Annotated in this window: 14 protein-coding genes; 11 read left to right on the top strand and 3 right to left on the bottom strand. The window is 33.5% G+C overall.

The window, feature by feature from the left end; all coding sequences use genetic code 11:
- Nucleotides 1-41 precede the first annotated feature (41 nt).
- Both BWZ22_RS08805 and BWZ22_RS08800 read left to right on the top strand, forming a co-directional pair.
- On the top strand, nucleotides 42-1,304 hold the full coding sequence (locus tag BWZ22_RS08805; protein WP_076702393.1) for a DNA cytosine methyltransferase: 1,263 nt from the start codon (nucleotides 42-44) through the stop codon (nucleotides 1,302-1,304).
- Nucleotides 1,301-2,395 carry an HpaII family restriction endonuclease gene (locus tag BWZ22_RS08800; RefSeq protein ID WP_076699406.1) on the top strand — a complete coding sequence of 365 codons (1,095 nt, stop codon included), beginning with the start codon at nucleotides 1,301-1,303 and terminating at the stop codon, nucleotides 2,393-2,395. Before BWZ22_RS08805 ends, BWZ22_RS08800 begins: the two co-directional genes overlap by 4 nt.
- 4 nt (nucleotides 2,396-2,399) lie before the next feature.
- Here the strand turns inward: BWZ22_RS08800 and BWZ22_RS08795 are convergent, their stop codons facing one another.
- Together BWZ22_RS08795 and BWZ22_RS08790 are read right to left on the bottom strand one after the other, a co-directional pair.
- Nucleotides 2,400-4,907, bottom strand: a complete 2,508-nt coding sequence (locus tag BWZ22_RS08795) for a DUF5686 and carboxypeptidase-like regulatory domain-containing protein (RefSeq protein WP_076699404.1) — start codon at nucleotides 4,905-4,907, stop codon at nucleotides 2,400-2,402.
- 63 nt (nucleotides 4,908-4,970) lie between these two features.
- The gene (locus BWZ22_RS08790) at nucleotides 4,971-5,948 is read right to left on the bottom strand and encodes a pyruvate dehydrogenase complex E1 component subunit beta (RefSeq protein ID WP_076699402.1); all 978 of its coding nucleotides are present in this window, start codon (nucleotides 5,946-5,948) and stop codon (nucleotides 4,971-4,973) included.
- Nucleotides 5,949-6,101: 153 nt separating this feature from the next.
- Here BWZ22_RS08790 and BWZ22_RS08785 point away from each other — a divergent pair, with 153 nt between their 5' ends.
- The 9 genes from BWZ22_RS08785 (at nucleotide 6,102) to BWZ22_RS08745 (ending at nucleotide 16,402) form a co-directional block, all read left to right on the top strand.
- Nucleotides 6,102-6,848, top strand: a complete 747-nt coding sequence (locus tag BWZ22_RS08785; RefSeq protein ID WP_076699400.1) for an electron transfer flavoprotein subunit beta/FixA family protein — start codon at nucleotides 6,102-6,104, stop codon at nucleotides 6,846-6,848.
- 20 nt (nucleotides 6,849-6,868) lie between these two features.
- Entirely contained in the window at nucleotides 6,869-7,828 is a 960-nt protein-coding gene (locus BWZ22_RS08780) for an electron transfer flavoprotein subunit alpha/FixB family protein (RefSeq protein ID WP_076699398.1), read from the top strand.
- Nucleotides 7,829-7,944: 116 nt separating this feature from the next.
- Nucleotides 7,945-8,568, top strand: coding sequence for a bifunctional nuclease family protein (locus BWZ22_RS08775; RefSeq protein WP_076699396.1), 624 nt, complete (start codon nucleotides 7,945-7,947; stop codon nucleotides 8,566-8,568).
- A gap of 9 nt (nucleotides 8,569-8,577) precedes the next feature.
- Nucleotides 8,578-10,098 (top strand): NupC/NupG family nucleoside CNT transporter, encoded by a 1,521-nt coding sequence (locus BWZ22_RS08770; protein WP_076699395.1) that lies wholly within the window; start codon nucleotides 8,578-8,580, stop codon nucleotides 10,096-10,098.
- Nucleotides 10,099-10,231: 133 nt separating this feature from the next.
- Nucleotides 10,232-11,056 (top strand): thymidylate synthase, encoded by an 825-nt coding sequence (locus BWZ22_RS08765; RefSeq protein ID WP_076699393.1) that lies wholly within the window; start codon nucleotides 10,232-10,234, stop codon nucleotides 11,054-11,056.
- 185 nt (nucleotides 11,057-11,241) lie between these two features.
- Nucleotides 11,242-13,902, top strand: coding sequence for an ATP-binding protein (locus BWZ22_RS08760; protein WP_076699392.1), 2,661 nt, complete (start codon nucleotides 11,242-11,244; stop codon nucleotides 13,900-13,902).
- Entirely contained in the window at nucleotides 13,902-14,696 is a 795-nt protein-coding gene (locus BWZ22_RS08755) for a hypothetical protein (RefSeq protein WP_076699390.1), read from the top strand. Before BWZ22_RS08760 ends, BWZ22_RS08755 begins: the two co-directional genes overlap by 1 nt.
- Nucleotides 14,689-15,900 carry a hypothetical protein gene (locus tag BWZ22_RS08750; RefSeq protein ID WP_076699389.1) on the top strand — a complete coding sequence of 404 codons (1,212 nt, stop codon included), beginning with the start codon at nucleotides 14,689-14,691 and terminating at the stop codon, nucleotides 15,898-15,900. The genes BWZ22_RS08755 and BWZ22_RS08750 overlap by 8 nt, the downstream gene beginning before the upstream one ends.
- 25 nt (nucleotides 15,901-15,925) lie before the next feature.
- Nucleotides 15,926-16,402: a hypothetical protein gene (locus BWZ22_RS08745; RefSeq protein WP_157607939.1), complete on the top strand. Its 477-nt coding sequence runs from the start codon at nucleotides 15,926-15,928 to the stop codon at nucleotides 16,400-16,402.
- A 102-nt stretch (nucleotides 16,403-16,504) separates the two neighbouring features.
- Here BWZ22_RS08745 and BWZ22_RS08740 read toward each other — a convergent pair whose 3' ends face one another.
- A complete protein-coding gene (locus tag BWZ22_RS08740) occupies nucleotides 16,505-17,215 on the bottom strand; it encodes a hypothetical protein (RefSeq protein ID WP_076699386.1) in 711 nt (236 codons plus the stop codon).
- Nucleotides 17,216-17,642: the final 427 nt, after the last annotated feature.

Below are 17,642 nucleotides of genomic sequence, written 5' to 3'. Positions count from 1 at the left end.
CTTCTTATCTTGCAAATCTAAAAACTGAATTGGAATTAAAAATGCTAAACGAGAAAACAGTAATAGAAAACATAGACGGACAATTGTTTGAGATAAATATTATTGAACCTGAAAATTCCAAACAAGCATCTTATTCTCATTACTTACACAATTATAAAAATGGTGTTTCTCAATTCTTCAGAAAGGATGCAATTAACTTTGTAAAAGAAGTCTTATATCAAAAAACAAATAAAAAAATATCTTCAAAAGTTGCAGAAGAAGCTTTACAATATTTAATTTTTAATCACAAAAACTCCGTTCCATTTCAAGCACCAGAAAATCCAACATTCAAATTTATTGACCTTTTTGCAGGAATTGGTGGGTTTAGATTAGCTCTTCAAAATTTAGGAGGAAAATGTGTTTTCACGAGTGAATGGGATAAATATTCTAAAAAAACATATCGAGCCAATTTTGGTGAAATTCCGTTTGGTGATATTACCAAACCACTAACTAAGAGTTATATACCTGATAATTTTGATATTCTTTGTGCAGGCTTCCCTTGCCAAGCATTTTCTATAGCTGGAAAACGTGGAGGCTTTGAAGATACAAGAGGAACGCTATTTTTTGACGTGGCAGAAATCATAAAGAAAAAACAACCAAAAGCAATTTTTCTAGAAAATGTAAAAGGATTAAGAAATCACGACAAAGGAAAAACATTAGCGACAATTTTAAATGTACTTCGTGAAGATTTGGGTTACTATGTACCTGAACCACAAATTATAAACGCCAAAGAGTTTGGTGTACCACAAAATCGTGAGCGAATTTTTATTGTTGGTTTTCATAAAGATACTGGAATTACCGACTTTAAATACCCTAAACCTGTTAACAAAAAAGCAGTTTTAGAAGATATTTTAGAAGAAAATGAAGTTTCAGTTAAGTATTATCTTTCCACAACTTACATAGACACTTTAAGAAAACATAAAGCAAGACACGAGAGTAAAGGAAATGGATTTGGCTATGAAATCATACCAAATGACGGAACTGCCAATGCTGTTGTTTGTGGAGGAATGGGAAGAGAAAGAAATTTAGTTAAAGATTACAGGTTAACTAACTTCAAACCTGTAACTAACATTTCTGGAGAAGTAAATCGTGAAGGAATTAGAAAAATGACACCACGTGAATGGGCAAGATTACAAGGTTTTCCTGATAATTTTAAAATAGTAGTTTCAGATGCCCAAGCATATAAACAATTTGGAAATTCTGTTGCAGTCCCTGCAATTCAAGCTACAGCAGAAAAAATTATAGAAAAACTAAACTGCAAATGATTACTGGTAACAAAGGAGAATGGAGCGAAATTTATGCGCTTTTCAAATTATTAGGCGACAAACAATTATTTCTTGGTAACAAAGACATTGAAAAGTTAGAAGGTTTAGTTTATCCAATCATAAAAATACTTCGTAGCGAAAACAATGGTAATTTTGAGTACTCTATACAAGATGAGATTATTTTAATTTCAGGTAATGAGGAAATTTTGAAAATCCCAATTTCAGAATTTAAAGACAAAGCTCTTTTTCTCTTAAATGCAATCAAGAAAAACAAAGAAAGAACTTTTTCTATTCCAGAAATTGAGGATTTTATGCAATCTATAAACTGCTTTTCATTAAAAGCAAGCTCTTCTGCAAAAACGGATATCACAATTGTTGTTCACGACCAAAGAACTAATCAACAACCAACTTTAGGTTTTAGCATAAAATCTCAACTTGGCAGTCCTTCCACTCTACTAAATGCTGGTAGAACAACAAACTTTATTTATAAAATAAATGGTTCATTAAAACCGCAAGAAATCAGTAGGATAAATTCCTTAATTGTAAGAAGAGGAAACAAAGAATCCTCAGACGTAAAAGGTCGAGTTAAAGCCATTTTACAAAACAATTGCTCTTTAGATTTTTACAAAGCTCAAAAACCTATATTTTCAAATAACCTAATTCTAATTGACAGTTTACTTCCTCAAATTTTGTCAAAAATCGTTTTTGATTTCTATTCAACAGAATTTTCACATTTAACAGATTTAGTCAACCTGACTACAGAAAAGAATCCATTAAATTTTGATATTCAAAACGAACACAAGTTCTACGAGTACAAAATAAAACGTTTCCTTACAGACGTTGCACTTGGAATGATGCCTTCTAAAGTTTGGACAGGAAAATATGACGCTACAGGCGGATATTTAATTGTAAAAGAAAATGGAGACGTGTTATGTTATCACATTTACAACAGAAATGAATTTGAAGATTACTTACTAAATAATACAAAACTAGACACTGCTAGTTCTTCCCGTCACGGTTTTGGAGAAATCTACAAAGAAAACAGACAATTATATTTTAAATTAAACTTACAAATTCGATTCATAAAATAATTCCTTAAAAATAAAACCCAAAACTTCCTGTTACCCCAAATTTTCTGGCGTTAGGATATAAGGTTTGGTCTTTATAATTTCCACGGAAATTAAAGTCTATTCTAAACACTTTAAAAATGTTTCCTATACCCAAACTGTATTCGTAATACGGTTCGTTATGAGGTGCTTCTAATTCTAAATTAGCAGGATTACTAGGAACATTACTTAGTGCTATATTTTCATCTGATATGCTTCCCATAACCCCTCTAACGCTAATAATTTCACGCAAATTAAGCTTTCTTAAAAACGGAATACGAGAGAGTAGGCGTCCGTTAAAATTATGCTCTAAATGAAAAGAAGCGTACTGATCTGATACAAACTCATAGAAATCTAATTGCGAAAAGGTATTATAAATAGAAAAATACGTTTGGTTACCTGGAATAACATTTAATAACCCTAAAGGCACTTCGCCATAAGTTTTACCAACTTCTATAGATGACGTTAACCTACCAAAACCACCCAATTGCCACGGTTGTAAATATGACAATTGTACTTTAGTATAATTAAAATCGCTATTAAACATACCTTTATCGCCACGACTAATTTGAGCAAATAAACGTGCAAAATCATCGTTAGCAGGCCTGCGTTCAACTCCAAACCCTGTCATTTTTCTACCTGGAAAATAAGCTACTGAAAACGTGGTTTCATACTGCTTTATTTCAGATTCTACCCCATCTGGAGTATTGTAGTCTAAACTAAAAGTTGGCGACGCCGACTCTAGTGTACGGTAATTTCCTCCTAAACGTAGCACCAAATTCCTAAAAGGTTCTGCTTCAATAGCAAAACTACTAAGATTAATGGTTGTTAATTTGTCATTAGACCCCGTTCCTATAACTGCCGATGAGGCTAAACTTCTACCTAAAACATCGGTAGAAGTGGTTAAACTAGCGCCTATTTGTTCTACATCTCTACGGTTTCCTCCAGAAATTATCAGTCGGCTCTTTTTATCTAACAACCATTTTCCTGAAATACCGTATTTAAATTTGTCATCTCTAAAACCGTAAGCTAAAAAGCCTTCCAATCGCCATAAGTCATTTCTTCCAAAATAAGTTCTACCACCAGTTCTTAAACGTAAACCTTCAACATCATTAAACCCAAAGGTTGAAAAAATAGGTCCATAGTCTAAAGGCAATGTATTAAACTCAATGTAGCCCGATGCCAAAATACTTCCCAGATTATACAAGCGTTTAAATTTTTTAACGGTTTTTAAGGTGTCTAACATTTTATACACCCCTTTTTCGTCTTTATTTAAGGCTTCTAATCTATTCTTTTCCCAAAATTCATCGTCTCTATCAAAAACATCTTCACTATAATTATAGACTTCTTTGTCGTAGAATTTTTTATCCTTTGGAATATCAAATTTGTAATTATCGTACAGAGTGGTTCGCTTTCCATAGATACCTCTTGATTGTTCCTTTTTATTAAAGGCAAAATCACTTAGCATATAATCTCGTTTTACCAAGAAAATGGAATCATTTAGTACTTCAAACTCTTGTTCTATATAAATTTCTTTTACCCAGTTTATATTAGCACTTTTAGAAGCTTGTAGATTAATTTCTTTAACCGCATAAGTGGTATCTGCTACCCAAAAATCGCCTTTAAAAGTCAATTCATTTTTACGACGCGGATAATACACAATATTGAAACACCATTTATTATCAATGTAAGCACTATCGGTTAACACGTAATTATAGGTGTTAATTCCGGTTCTGGATAAGGGGCTCACAAAGCTTTTATCAAAAAACTTTAAATAATTATCGTACACATTGAAATCTGAGTACAAATCATCTACAAAGTCTATAATTACTTGGTTATCGCTAAATCCAGAGTTTTTATTTCCTTTGAGTACTTCTTTTTCTTTGTTTAAAGTATTATCGCCATAAACGCTAGAAACCGCCTCATTAATAAACATTGGGAGGTAGGTTTTACCAGTAACGCGTGAGGTATCTACTTCATTAAACACAAACTCCATCCCTTTAAAGAGCTTACTTTTTATTAAAGCACTATCTATGGTATTAATATCGAACTCTACTTTTTCGTATTTATCGTATTGGTATTGATTAAAACGATTTAATCCGTTATCACGTTTGTGCTCCCAAATTTTTCTAAGTATATCAATTGCAGGATTGTTTTTTTTAGGTTGTTTCCCAGTCATTAAAACAACCGCATCTAATTGGGCTGCTTCTTCTTTTAGAATAAATTTTAAATTGTAATTTACTTTTTTTTCAAGAGGAATAATAAGGGTTTCATAACCTATAAAAGAAATGGTAAGTGCCTCCCAAGTTTCATCAGATTCTAAATAGAATTTCCCATTTTCATTGGTAGTTGTACCAATAGTAGACCCTTGAAAAATTACATTAGCAAAAGAAACAGGCTCATTATATTCATCAAACACATAGCCACTAACTTTTGTTTGAGAAAGTGCTGTGAAGGAAACGAAAAAAAATAGTAAACTGAGTAATCTTATATTCATAATACAAAAAACTTCATCAGCAATAATTACTAATGAAGTTTATATAACGTAAAAAGAATTATTTTATTGGTATAATACTTTCTTTACTGCTTTAATAACATCTTCATGATTTGGTAACCATTCTTTTAACAATACTGGAGAATACGGAGCTGGCGTATCTGCGGTATTTAACTTAACAATTGGTGCATCTAAATAATCAAATGCTTCTGCTTGAACAGAATATGTAATTTCTGTAGCAACACTACCAAAAGGCCATGCTTCTTCTAAAACTACTAATCGGTTTGTTTTTTTAACAGACTCTATAATAGTTTTTCTGTCCATTGGGCGCACTGTACGTAAATCGATAATCTCACAAGAAATACCTTCTTTCTGTAATTCATCAGCAGCTTTATAAGCTTCTTTAATAATTTTACCAAAAGATACAATGGTTACATCATCTCCCTTTCTTTTAATATCGGCTACACCAATTGGTATTAAGTACTCACCTTCTGGCACTTCACCTTTATCACCATACATTTGCTCACTTTCCATAAAAATAACAGGATCGTCATCACGGATAGCAGATTTTAATAATCCTTTCGCATCGGCTGGATTTGATGGCACCACCACTTTTAGACCTGGTGTGTTAGCAAACCAATTTTCAAAAGCTTGCGAGTGCGTAGCACCTAACTGACCCGCAGAAGCAGTTGGACCACGGAACACAATAGGACATTTAAACTGTCCTCCAGACATTTGTCTTATTTTTGCTGCGTTGTTTATAATTTGATCAATTCCAACCAACGAGAAATTAAAGGTCATGTATTCAACAATTGGTCTATTCCCTGTCATAGTAGACCCCACTGCTATACCTGCAAAACCAAGTTCTGCAATTGGTGTATCAATAACACGCTTTGGCCCAAATTCATCTAACATCCCTTTTGATGCTTTGTAGGCACCGTTATATTCTGCTACTTCTTCACCCATTAAATACACACTTTCGTCTCTGCGCATTTCTTCGCTCATAGCTTCACAAACAGCCTCTCTAAATTGAATTGTCTTCATTAAAATTATTTTATTGAGAAAGCAAAAATAACAATAAAAGCGTTAAGCTGAAATAAGAATTGTTTAAAATTTATTATGCATGCATAGTACTTTTTCAAAATAAAATAATTACCTTCGTAGCCGTTAAAAATTTTCCATCTAAACCTAGAGATTATGAAGATATTAGTGTGTATTAGCCATGTTCCAGATACCACCTCGAAGATAAATTTTACTGATGGTGACACCAAATTTGACACTAACGGCGTACAATTTGTTATCAATCCAAATGATGAATTTGGTTTAACCCGAGCCATGTGGTTTAAAGAAAAACAAGGCGCCAACATTACCGTTGTAAACGTTGGAGGCCCTGAAACTGAACCTACATTACGAAAAGCATTAGCTATTGGTGCTGATGCTGCCATACGTGTAAATACAGAAGCAACAGACGGCTTTACAGTAGCAAAACAATTAGCTAAAGTAGCTACTGATGGTAACTTTGATTTAATTATTGCCGGAAGAGAATCTATTGATTATAACGGAGGTATGGTTCCTGGCATGATTGCTGGATTAATTAACGCCAATTTTGTAAACAATTGCATTGGTTTAGAAGTTGAAGGTACTACAACTACTGCTACCAGAGAAATAGATGGTGGTAAAGAAACCATTTCTGCCACATTACCGCTTGTTATTGGCGGTCAAAAAGGTTTGGTAGAAGAAAGTGATTTACGCATCCCCAATATGCGTGGCATTATGATGGCGCGTAAAAAACCTTTAACAGTGGCAGAACCTGTTGAGTCTAACCCCGAAACCACATCGGTTAAGTTTGAAAAACCAGCCCCTAAAGGTGCGGTTAAATTAGTTTCAGAAGATAACTTAGATGAGTTAATTAACTTACTTCATAACGAAGCTAAGGTGATTTAATCAATTTTTAAAAGAAAGACATGTCAGTTTTAGTATATACAGAATCAGATCAAGGCACATTAAAAAAAGGCGCTTTAGAAGTAGCATCTTATGCCAAAGCAGTTGCCGATAAACTAGGAACATCAGTTACAGCGGTAACTATAAATACCAATAACACATCAGAACTTGCAAAATATGGTGTTGATAAAGTTTTAAACATTTCAAACGAGGCCTTACAAGCGTTTAACGCCAAAATATATGCCGATGTTATAAAACAAGCAGCAGAAAAAGAAAGTTCGCAAGTGGTTATTTTAAGCTCAAGTGCAGACAGTAAATACATAGCACCGCTTTTAGCAGTGAACCTTAATGCGGGTTATGCTTCCAATGTTATTGAAGCTCCTAGCAGCACATCGCCATTTACAGTAAAACGAAATGCTTTTACCAACAAAGCTTTTGAAGTATCGCAAATTAATACCGAAGTAAAAATTATTGGCGTTTCTAGCAATGCTTTTGGGTTGGTAGAAACTAGTGGCGAGGCTTCTGCGGAAGATTTTTCGCCTTCAATTCTAGAATCTGATGTAAAAGTACAATCGGTTGATAAAGTAACCGATAAAGTAACCATTGCCGATGCCGATATTGTTGTATCTGGCGGGCGCGGTTTAAAAGGACCAGAAAATTGGGGCATGATTGAAGAATTAGCCGATGTACTTGGAGCTGCAACAGCATGCTCTAAACCCGTATCAGATTTAGGCTGGAGACCTCATGGAGAGCACGTAGGGCAAACTGGTAAACCCGTAGCCTCTAACCTTTACATTGCTATTGGTATATCTGGTGCTATACAACATTTGGCAGGTGTAAATGCCTCTAAAGTAAAATTAGTAATTAATACCGACCCCGAAGCTCCTTTCTTTAAAGCAGCAGATTACGGTGTAGTGGGTGATGCTTTTACTGTGGTTCCAGAACTCATAGAAAAATTAAAAGCTTTTAAAGCAAATCAATAATTTTTTTTATAACTTGTATTTTCAAAGAACTGGTTAATTTGGCACAATTATATTAAATCTGCCTTAGGCAGTTGGTAAATTCCGAATTTAAACAGTTCTTTGTCTTTTCATAAATTATGAGTTTAGTTAGATTAAATATTAAGGGGATTTCATATAGCCAAACCCAAAATGGCGCTTATGCATTGATATTAAACGAAGTAGAAGGAGATAGAAAACTCCCTATAGTTATTGGCGCTTTTGAAGCACAATCTATAGCCATTGCTTTAGAAAAGGAAATTAGACCTCCAAGACCCTTAACTCACGATTTATTTAAAAATTTTGCCGATAGATTTGACATTGTAGTTAAACAAGTCATCATCCATAAATTGGTAGATGGTGTTTTTTATTCTAGTTTAATTTGCGAACGCGATAAAATTGAAGAAATAATTGATGCCAGAACTAGTGATGCTATTGCCTTAGCGCTTCGCTTTGATGCGCCTATTTTCACCTATAAAAACATACTTGATAAAGCCGGTATTTACCTAAAAGTAAATCCTGCTAAAGATGAAGAAGACAAGCCTAAAGAAGATAGTATTTTAGTTGATGATTTACTAGCAAACGAAATGGAACCTAGTGCACAACGCGAAAACTATCAGGGTAAAACCATACAAGAACTTCAAAACATGCTTGATGAAGCTGTAGCAAATGAAGACTACGAAAAGGCGGCACACATTAGAGATGAAATTTCCAAACGACAATAAACACCCATTATGAAGCATCAACTTTTTCTGATTTTTTTAGCTATCTCATTAGTTTTTACAACTCCAATATTTGCTCAAGAAACAGAAAAAACGCCGCCCCAAGAAACTACTATTGATGCTCAGAAAATTAACGTTGACACTACATCTAATACTACCTTAACAGACCACTCTGTTGAGACAACAACAGACGCTCAAGTAACAAACCCCCCAATAAATCCAAGTAAAGGATTTTCTTTTAATAGCTTATGGCGTGGTGTTCTAGGAATGTTAGTCTTACTCATTATCTCGTTTTTACTTAGTAAAAGCAGAAAATCTATAAACTGGAGAACCGTTGGGTTGGGGCTAGCAGCACAATTATTTTTAGCCATAGGTGTGTTAAAAGTACCTTTTATTCAAGCTATATTTGAGTGGGTAGGTGGCATTTTTGTAAGCATTTTAAACTTTACAATGGCTGGAACCGAGTTTCTTTTTAACTCATTCGTCACTAATCAACTTGAAAATGCATTGGTTAATTTTGCGGTAACCATTCTACCAACCATAATATTCTTTTCTGCCTTAACGTCGGTATTATTTTACTTAGGAATCATTCAAAAAATAGTTAAAGGACTTGCTTGGTTATTAACCAAACTATTACAAATATCTGGTGCAGAAAGCTTAAGTGTTGCTGGTAATATCTTTTTAGGACAAACCGAATCGCCATTAATGATAAAAGCCTATTTAGAAAAAATGAATCGTTCTGAGATTCTTTTAGTAATGATTGGAGGTATGGCAACCGTAGCTGGTGGCGTACTTGCTGCTTATATTAAGTTTCTTGGAGCCGGAGACCCTGTTATGGAAATTTTTTACGCAAAACATTTACTAGCAGCATCTGTAATGGCTGCCCCAGGCGCTGTAGTAATTTCTAAAATGCTTTATCCGCAAACCGAAACAATAGATTCTGAAATAAAAGTAACCCAAGATAATATTGGCTCTAACATACTTGATGCCATTGCCAACGGAACTACCGAAGGTTTAAAACTAGCCGTAAATGTAGGTGCCATGTTATTAGTATTTTTAGCATTTATAGCCATGTTTAATGGTATTTTAGGTTGGGTTGGCGAAGTAACAACGCTGAACTCTTGGATAGCAAGCAATACCGTTTATGAAAGCTTTTCGTTAGAGTTTTTATTAGGCTATTTATTTGCGCCTTTAATGTGGCTTATAGGTGTTGCCTCTGAAGACATAGCACTTATGGGGCAATTATTAGGTGTTAAACTGGTTGCCAGTGAATTTATAGGCTATATACAACTAGCAGAACTAAAAGATATTGGTAATGTACTACATCTTGCCAACGAAAAATCGGTTATTATGGCTACTTATATGCTTTGCGGATTTGCTAATTTTGCTTCAATAGGTATTCAAATTGGTGGTATTGGTTCATTAGCTCCAGGGCAACGTAAAACCTTATCAGAGTTTGGTTTAAAAGCCTTAATTGGTGGCACCATAGCCTCTTTACTTTCTGCTACTATTGCAGGTATGATTATTGGTTAAAAAACAACACAACACATTACCCATTAATCAATTCCTCTGTTTTTAGTTAATAACTTTCTTATAACATCTTTGTGTTTAAGCATAATTTTTTAGGCTTTTTTATATTTTTAATTCCGCAAAAAATTAAATCGAAATGAAACAATACCACGACTTAGTAAAGCACGTTTTAGAGAATGGCAATGAAAAAGGAGACCGCACAGGAACAGGAACAAAAAGTGTATTTGGGTATCAAATGCGATTTGATTTAAGCGAAGGTTTCCCTATGGTAACCACCAAAAAACTGCATTTAAAATCTATTATTTATGAGTTGCTTTGGTTTTTAAAAGGCGATACCAACATTAATTATCTAACCGAAAACGGTGTTAGAATCTGGAATGAATGGGCCGATGACAATGGCGATCTTGGTCCTGTTTACGGACACCAGTGGCGCAACTGGAACAGTGATGAAATAGACCAAATAAAAGAGGTGATAGACACCCTAAAAAACAACCCCAATAGCCGCAGAATGTTAGTTTCGGCGTGGAACCCTTCGGTGTTACCAGATACTAGCAAAAGTTTTGCCGAAAATGTAGCCAACGGTAAAGCCGCCTTACCTCCTTGTCATGCGTTTTTCCAGTTTTATGTAGCTAATGGTAAACTGTCTTGTCAGCTATACCAACGTAGTGCCGATATCTTTTTAGGTGTCCCCTTTAATATTGCTTCTTATGCCCTATTCACCATGATGATGGCACAGGTATGTGGTTACGAAGCTGGAGAATTTATACACACCTTTGGCGATGCGCATATTTACAGCAACCACTTTGAACAGTTAGAGTTACAACTCTCGCGCGACCCAAGACCACTACCAAAAATGATTTTAAACCCAGAAATTAAAGATATTTTCGATTTTAAATTTGAAGATTTCACCTTAGTAGACTACAACCCACATCCGCATATTAAAGGGGTTGTGGCGGTTTAGGTTTGAGGGTTTAAAATAGTGCTTCTTCTTGATTTTGTCGGAAAAACTATATAAATTCGCTTGATTTAGGGTATAAAATTGGTTATACATCATTGATGTTAAAATATTAACAACCCTTAAAAATGCAAATGGTTGTAAAATAATATAATTTTCCATTTATCACTGAGAACTATTTTAAAAATCCAATGTTAAAAAGACTCATAATACTGAATTCTGATATATACTCAAAAGCAGATATAGAACTTGACAATTGTAATTCTCTTCAAATTGTAGGACCAAACAACATCGGAAAAAGCACATTGATTTACGCTCTAAACTTTCTATTTATAATTGATGGAAGAGAAATGACTTTTAGCGGAAATCGAACAGGAGACAAAACCACATTCAACCATTATTTTCCTTCTATAAATTCAAGTTATATTGTCTTTGAGATTTTCAAAAATCGCTACTACTCTATTTTGGTCAAAAGAAATGCCGAAGGTAATCTCGACTATTATAAAATTGATAGTGAATATAAAGAAAAACTCTATTTTACCGACACTGCAAACGGCCAAAAACTAAAAAAGTTTGACTCATTACTTTCCGAATTTGCCACTAATGGAATTGAGCACAACAAATTTCCAAACCGTAGAGAAGTTTTCAACTTTATCTATCAGAAAGGCAAACGAAACAATGCGGTAGTTTGGTTAAACCAAAATATAAACCAAGACGGACGAGGAATTAGCAACAATTTTTCCAAAATCTATAAGTACCTGATAAATTCAAAGCTTATAAACAACAACTCGCTAAAAGAGTCATTGATAATTGCAGATAATAAGGAAAACGAAAGCGTTTCATTTTCAAAGAAAAACCAAAAGGACATACAAACCTTATTAAAGCACAATCGGGATATAAAAGTTATCAAAAGTATCCAACGTAGCTTTAATGACTTCAAAGAATTGGTAAATCAGTATGCAGGAAAAAGTACGATACTTTCAGAGTTGATATTTGCTTTTGACCATCAATATTCATCACTTTATTCAGAATTGGCAACTTCTGTTTCAAAAATGAAAATTAAAAGAGACAAAGATAGAACCCATTTAAATGAAACGCTCAACCCGAAAAAAGACCGACTAAACCAAGAATTGGGTAAAATTGAAACCCAATTGAAACAAAAGCAGAAGGATATTGACCAAAAAGATAAATTGGTAAAAGAAATCAAGTCGTTTGAGAGTTTACAGTTTTTGGAGCAATCCTTTCAAAACTTGGATAAAGAAAGAAAGGATATAGAAAGTCAACTAACCCAAATCGAGAACCAAAATTTAAGCAGTAAAGACATTGAGAGCAAAATTGAGAAAGCCAAAACTCAAATTCAAAAAATCACATATCAAGTAGAAAGCTATTCTAGTCAATTGATTCATCAAATTTCAGATAATCAAGACAACAAGGAACTTTTAAATAGAATTTTGTCTACTGATATTTCAAGTCTATCGTCCGACCACATTTCCGATAAAATTTCAAAAACGGAAAACTTGATGAAACTCTTTGATGGTGTTATAAAGCTGCCGAATGGTTTGAAAGGAAAGCCAATAGAATCCATTGAAGATTTAAAGCAACAAATTAAGGAATTTGAAAAGGAAAAAAGCCTTAATGAAAAACTACTTCCTATAGCCAAGGATTTAGAGAAACATCAAAAGGATTTAGAAGAAATAAAGAAGAAAATCAAGGGTGTAACCGATAAAATTGAAAAGCTAAAACAGCTTCCAAACTTTGAGAAGGAACTTGAATCCATAAAGTTGGAATTTGAAAATTTACTCAAACAAAAAGAGCAATCAACTAAAGAAATAAAACTGCTCGAAGAAGAAATAAGAAAGTTAGAAGAAGCGATAAGGCAAGCGGATAAAGAGATTATAAATAAAGAGAATAGAATAAAAGAAATTCAAGATTGGAAAGTTGAACTTGAGCAACTCGGTATAATACCCAAAGAATATCAGACCACCGATTCTTTAGATAATATCTATAAAAATCTTAAACGAAACTTTGAGGAAAGAAAAGACATCAAATATAAAAAAGATAGTCTCTTTGAAAAGCTAAAATCCAAAACAGAAACTTCTTTTGCTAGTGAAACCGATTTTATAAAACACGTTGATTTGGAATTGGTCACATTAGACGATAAACAAAAAGCTATTGATGGCTTGTTAAAAAATATTTCCACCCAATTTGCAAATCCTTGTCGCACGCTATATTCAAGATTTGAAGAGTTCAACTCTTATATAACCAATCAGTTCAATTCAAAAATTCGGAAGATAAAAATTTCGGATATCGATACGTTGAAAATAGAAATCATTGAGAATGAAAAACTCATCAAGGATTTAAACAAAATCATCCAAATCAGGGATTTAACATCTGAACTGATTTTTGAAGACCAATCTGAAAACCTAAATACGCTCAACAAATATTTGGATAGTCAAACCACAATTTCATTCAATGATTTGTTTGATATTAAACTTCATCTGCATAAAAAAGGGCAACATAAAGTCGTGGACCTAAAAAACCAAATCGAATCGGACGGTACAGACAAAATGATACGTTTGGTTCTGATTATGTCAATCATCAATCAAATCGTTGTGAAAGATGATGAAAACAAGATTGTGATATTTGTGGATGAAATCGGAACCATTGACGAGGCAAATAGAATTGAAATTTTGAACTTCTGTAAAGAACATAACTTCATACCGATTTCAGCCGCACCATTGCATCCTTATGACGGTTTTGACAAATACTATTTGGTGAGGAGAAGCCAAGGAAAAATAGTGGTGAGTGAGAAAAATGGAAATGTTATCTTCAGAAAACCCGTTGAAGCGTGATGAAAGAAGTAGATTTCAAAACATATCAATTATTGCTTCAAAACAAAAGTGTTGCAAAATCGGCCATTCCGAAAAGTGTTTTGCAATCCAATATGTTTCAAAATTTGTTACAAGCCGAAATTCTTAAATCTTCAAAATTTGGGAGAGGATTTAAAATTGATGTTTCCAAGGAGATCGAATTTGAAAAATTTTTCAACTCAACATTTCCGGAGCAAGACGTTTCTAAAAGCAAATCAGGAAACATCAAAAAATACAGAAATTCAAAGGCGACAAAGGTTGATAGCAGTCCAATATTTTTGTTTAGGGGATTTTCTACTTATCAAATCAATGAGCAGATAATTGATTTAGAAAAGCAAACTCGTGATTTTGGATTGTTCTCTGTAATTCCTATTTCCGTCATAGCTGATAAAATATGTTTTGTCGAGAATTTGGAAACCTTTTTGAATGCGGAAAAATTATTGGGCAACGAATTTCTATTTATACACAGATACGGACGAATAGGCAAAGAATCTATTTCAATGATTAAAGCAAAGGAAGTTTTGGTTTTTGTTGACTATGACTTTAATGGACTTGACGAATATTTAAGAATCAAAGAAGTGTTTGGAAATGCAGAATTGTATTTGCCAAATAATTACAGTGAACTCTTTAAAAAGCATTCGGCATCTTTAAAAGGAAACAAAGCAAAAATGAGTAAGGCTGTTAAGACATCAAATGATTCAACAGTCGTAAAAATTAGGGAACAAGTCGCCCGAACTAATAGATTTTTAGAACAAGAAACGCTCATCAATGTTTAAATCAGAACCAAAGAGCATAGTACAATTTTTGGCAACTCATTTTGACTTGCTACGACAACTCTTCGACATTCAAGTTAAGAATGAAATCATCTTGAAAAGCCAAGTGGCTGAAACACTTGATGAATTTGGAAGCGATATAGAATCCCAACTTTTTGAGCACAAAATACTCGTTGAACAGAATGATGACTTTGTGATTAACGAACCCTATTTTGTTCTATTTGAGTTTGTTCTGCAACAATTTAAACCTTTGCTTCCTGAAGAAATTGAAAAATTTGGTCAATCTATAAGAACCTTGTTTTTGAATATTAAAGAAGGTATCAATCAAGACAAAAACATTTTGTTGGACAGAATTGAAGCGTTATCCAATGAAATCAAAAAGTTCAGAACTGCCGTAACTAACAATACAATTAGCCTTCTAAATGAATCAAGAGAGTTAAAAGCCAATACTCGAAAAATTGAATATCAAGAAAAAGTACAAACTGCCAGATATTTAATTGATTACTATATTATTCCCTTGAATACAATTTTGGATATCAATCACTCGCAATCGATTTATAACGAATTACTTGCAATTTCTCAATTTTCTAACAACAAACGATTTGATTATTCAGACGAAAGTATCAGAAGACAATTTGAAAAACTCTACAATCTTTTACGACAAGTCGTTAAGGACATCAGTCAACAATCGACAATCTTAAGCAACGAACTTTTGCCATTATTGGACAGAATTAGAACAGAAAGTGAATATTTACTTGGGTTTCATTTGTATCTGACAAATATGAATTGTTACAAAGGAATAAAGCCGCCAAAAATATTCAGTACTTCCAGAGATAATCTATACAATCCGTATATCTACGAAAACACAAAAGAGTATTTTGAGCAATTTAAAAATGAAGAAGATGTTTTTGTTGAAGAAGAAGCCAACGATATTGAGCAATGGATATTCAATAAAAATGAGTACAAATCTCAACTAAACTCAAAGCTTCCTATAACTGACTTCTTCTCTTGGTGTAAAAACGCAATTGAAAATGAAAAGAAAGATTTTAATATTGACGACTACTTTATGGTAACAAGTCTAATATTTGAAGAAGAATACGATATTGAACAAGATAAGGAAGGGGAGAATATTTCTTTGAAAACAAAACAAGGAGAATTTATTATGCCCAAACTAAAAATCAGCAAAAAAGAGAATGTATCCGAATAAACATAAGCAAATAGTGACATCTTTAATGGATGGCAGATTTATCACAATTGATGAGCCATATTTTGATATTCTAAAGGAAAATCAAAATTTCTATGTTGAGTTTTTTGACAAATCATTTGGATTTGAACTTAAAAACACGCAAGAGTTTTATTATCTGATTTCAGATGAAACAAACGAGAACACTTCTCGAGATATCAGCATCTTCTTCTCGATTCTATGCTACGAATTAGACAAGGATGGGAAAAACTTTATGGATGAACTAGGCTTTTCAGACTTCCATATTGACGAGATAGTAGAATACATAAAAAACAGTACTTGGACAGATGTAGTAAAAGCGAACAAACAATTAAATGATGGAGAAAGCATCAAAAGATTAGTTGGTTCGACTATGGTAAAAAGAAACATAGCAATAAAACATTCTGATGATAAATATTCATTTACGAAGGCTTATAAACTATTTATTGACTTTGCACGTGACTTAATTAAAACACATATTAATTAAAGTTATACTATTATTCTTCAACTATAATAGTAATCTTACTTCTGGCTAAACCAACTCAATACTTACCTCCAAATATTAAAAATAAATCTAATCCAGACTAACCTACCCCTCCCTAAACCCGCTATTCCAAATAGCTGAGTTAAAGTTTTTGCCTTTGCTTACACCAAAAAAGATGAGGCAAAAGCCTATAGTTTTAAACATAAAAAAGCATAAAAATATAAACTGAGTGGTTTTGTATTTAGGGTGGTAGTAGCTTTCTGGAAAACTAAGCGCTATTAAAATAGCTGCTACTACAGCACTAACAATAATGGTATCAAGGTTTCTAAAGGGGTACATGAGCCATTTGCGCCATACGCTTAAATCATTCCCCCATTTGTGTATCAGGTAATAATAACCGTTACCTATGGGCGCAAACAGTAATGGGTCGTCATAATTTTCTAGTTTAAATAGTTTACTAGGGGCCATTATTTTAAAACCAGAAAGTGTGGTTTTATGTGCTTTTTCTAATTGTTTTATTTGGTTTATAGCTTCTTGCGGAATGTTGGCTTTAAACAAATTACTATTTAAAAACCGTAAACGGTAGGTAATACAAATAAATTGAATATGGCTGATATGAAATATCCGGTCGGTTTCTAACAAATCTACATTAAACTGGTTATTATTTCCTGTAGTTCCGTTTGCTAGGGCTTTGTTTATTTTGGCTTCGTGTTGTGCATCTTGGTTTAAAATAGCTTGCACTTGGTTTAAAATATGGGCTTCGGTAAGGTGTTTGTTTCGGTGTTTTAGTAATTGTTGTTTTAAATCTACTTTCATAACCTTATTTTTTTTGATGCATTAAGGTAATAAATTTTTATAAAACTTTTAAATTGTGGAGATACTAGCAATAACGACATGTGAATAAGGAAATAAACCCATACCGATATTACGAGGAGGCACGACGAAGCAGTCTCTTCATTCATTAGCCGAGAGATTGCTTCACTGCGCTTGTAATGACGAATACCTTTCCGTCACTGCGAGGAGGTACGACGAAGCAGTCTCATTAATACATAGCCTAAATGACTTAGAGATTGCTTCACTACAGCTTGTCTTGAGCCCCGTCGAAAGGTTCGCAATGACTAGGGAGTAGTTTTCTCCCATCTTTCTCCCTCAAAAATCGATTTTAAAAAAATAAACCCCTAGCTGAGACGAACAATCCTCGAACAAAACTCGAGCAAAACCCCTAAAATTTGCTAAAAATAGG

Source organism: Seonamhaeicola sp. S2-3 (assembly GCF_001971785.1).
Taxonomy (GTDB): Bacteria; Bacteroidota; Bacteroidia; order Flavobacteriales; family Flavobacteriaceae; genus Seonamhaeicola.
Note: the sequence above shows the minus strand (reverse complement) of the source record. Positions and strands in the feature narration are given on the sequence as shown.

Coding starts and splice junctions, on each gene's coding strand:
- BWZ22_RS08750 (WP_076699389.1), top strand. CDS start 14,689: ATGTTTAAATCAGAACCAAAGAGCATAGTACAATTTTTGGCAACTCAT.
- BWZ22_RS08745 (WP_157607939.1), top strand. CDS start 15,926: ATGGATGGCAGATTTATCACAATTGATGAGCCATATTTTGATATTCTA.
- BWZ22_RS08775 (WP_076699396.1), top strand. CDS start 7,945: ATGAGTTTAGTTAGATTAAATATTAAGGGGATTTCATATAGCCAAACC.
- BWZ22_RS08770 (WP_076699395.1), top strand. CDS start 8,578: ATGAAGCATCAACTTTTTCTGATTTTTTTAGCTATCTCATTAGTTTTT.
- BWZ22_RS08755 (WP_076699390.1), top strand. CDS start 13,902: ATGAAAGAAGTAGATTTCAAAACATATCAATTATTGCTTCAAAACAAA.
- BWZ22_RS08795 (WP_076699404.1), bottom strand. CDS start 4,907: ATGAATATAAGATTACTCAGTTTACTATTTTTTTTCGTTTCCTTCACA.
- BWZ22_RS08785 (WP_076699400.1), top strand. CDS start 6,102: ATGAAGATATTAGTGTGTATTAGCCATGTTCCAGATACCACCTCGAAG.
- BWZ22_RS08805 (WP_076702393.1), top strand. CDS start 42: ATGCTAAACGAGAAAACAGTAATAGAAAACATAGACGGACAATTGTTT.
- BWZ22_RS08800 (WP_076699406.1), top strand. CDS start 1,301: ATGATTACTGGTAACAAAGGAGAATGGAGCGAAATTTATGCGCTTTTC.
- BWZ22_RS08790 (WP_076699402.1), bottom strand. CDS start 5,948: ATGAAGACAATTCAATTTAGAGAGGCTGTTTGTGAAGCTATGAGCGAA.
- BWZ22_RS08780 (WP_076699398.1), top strand. CDS start 6,869: ATGTCAGTTTTAGTATATACAGAATCAGATCAAGGCACATTAAAAAAA.
- BWZ22_RS08765 (WP_076699393.1), top strand. CDS start 10,232: ATGAAACAATACCACGACTTAGTAAAGCACGTTTTAGAGAATGGCAAT.
- BWZ22_RS08760 (WP_076699392.1), top strand. CDS start 11,242: ATGTTAAAAAGACTCATAATACTGAATTCTGATATATACTCAAAAGCA.
- BWZ22_RS08740 (WP_076699386.1), bottom strand. CDS start 17,215: ATGAAAGTAGATTTAAAACAACAATTACTAAAACACCGAAACAAACAC.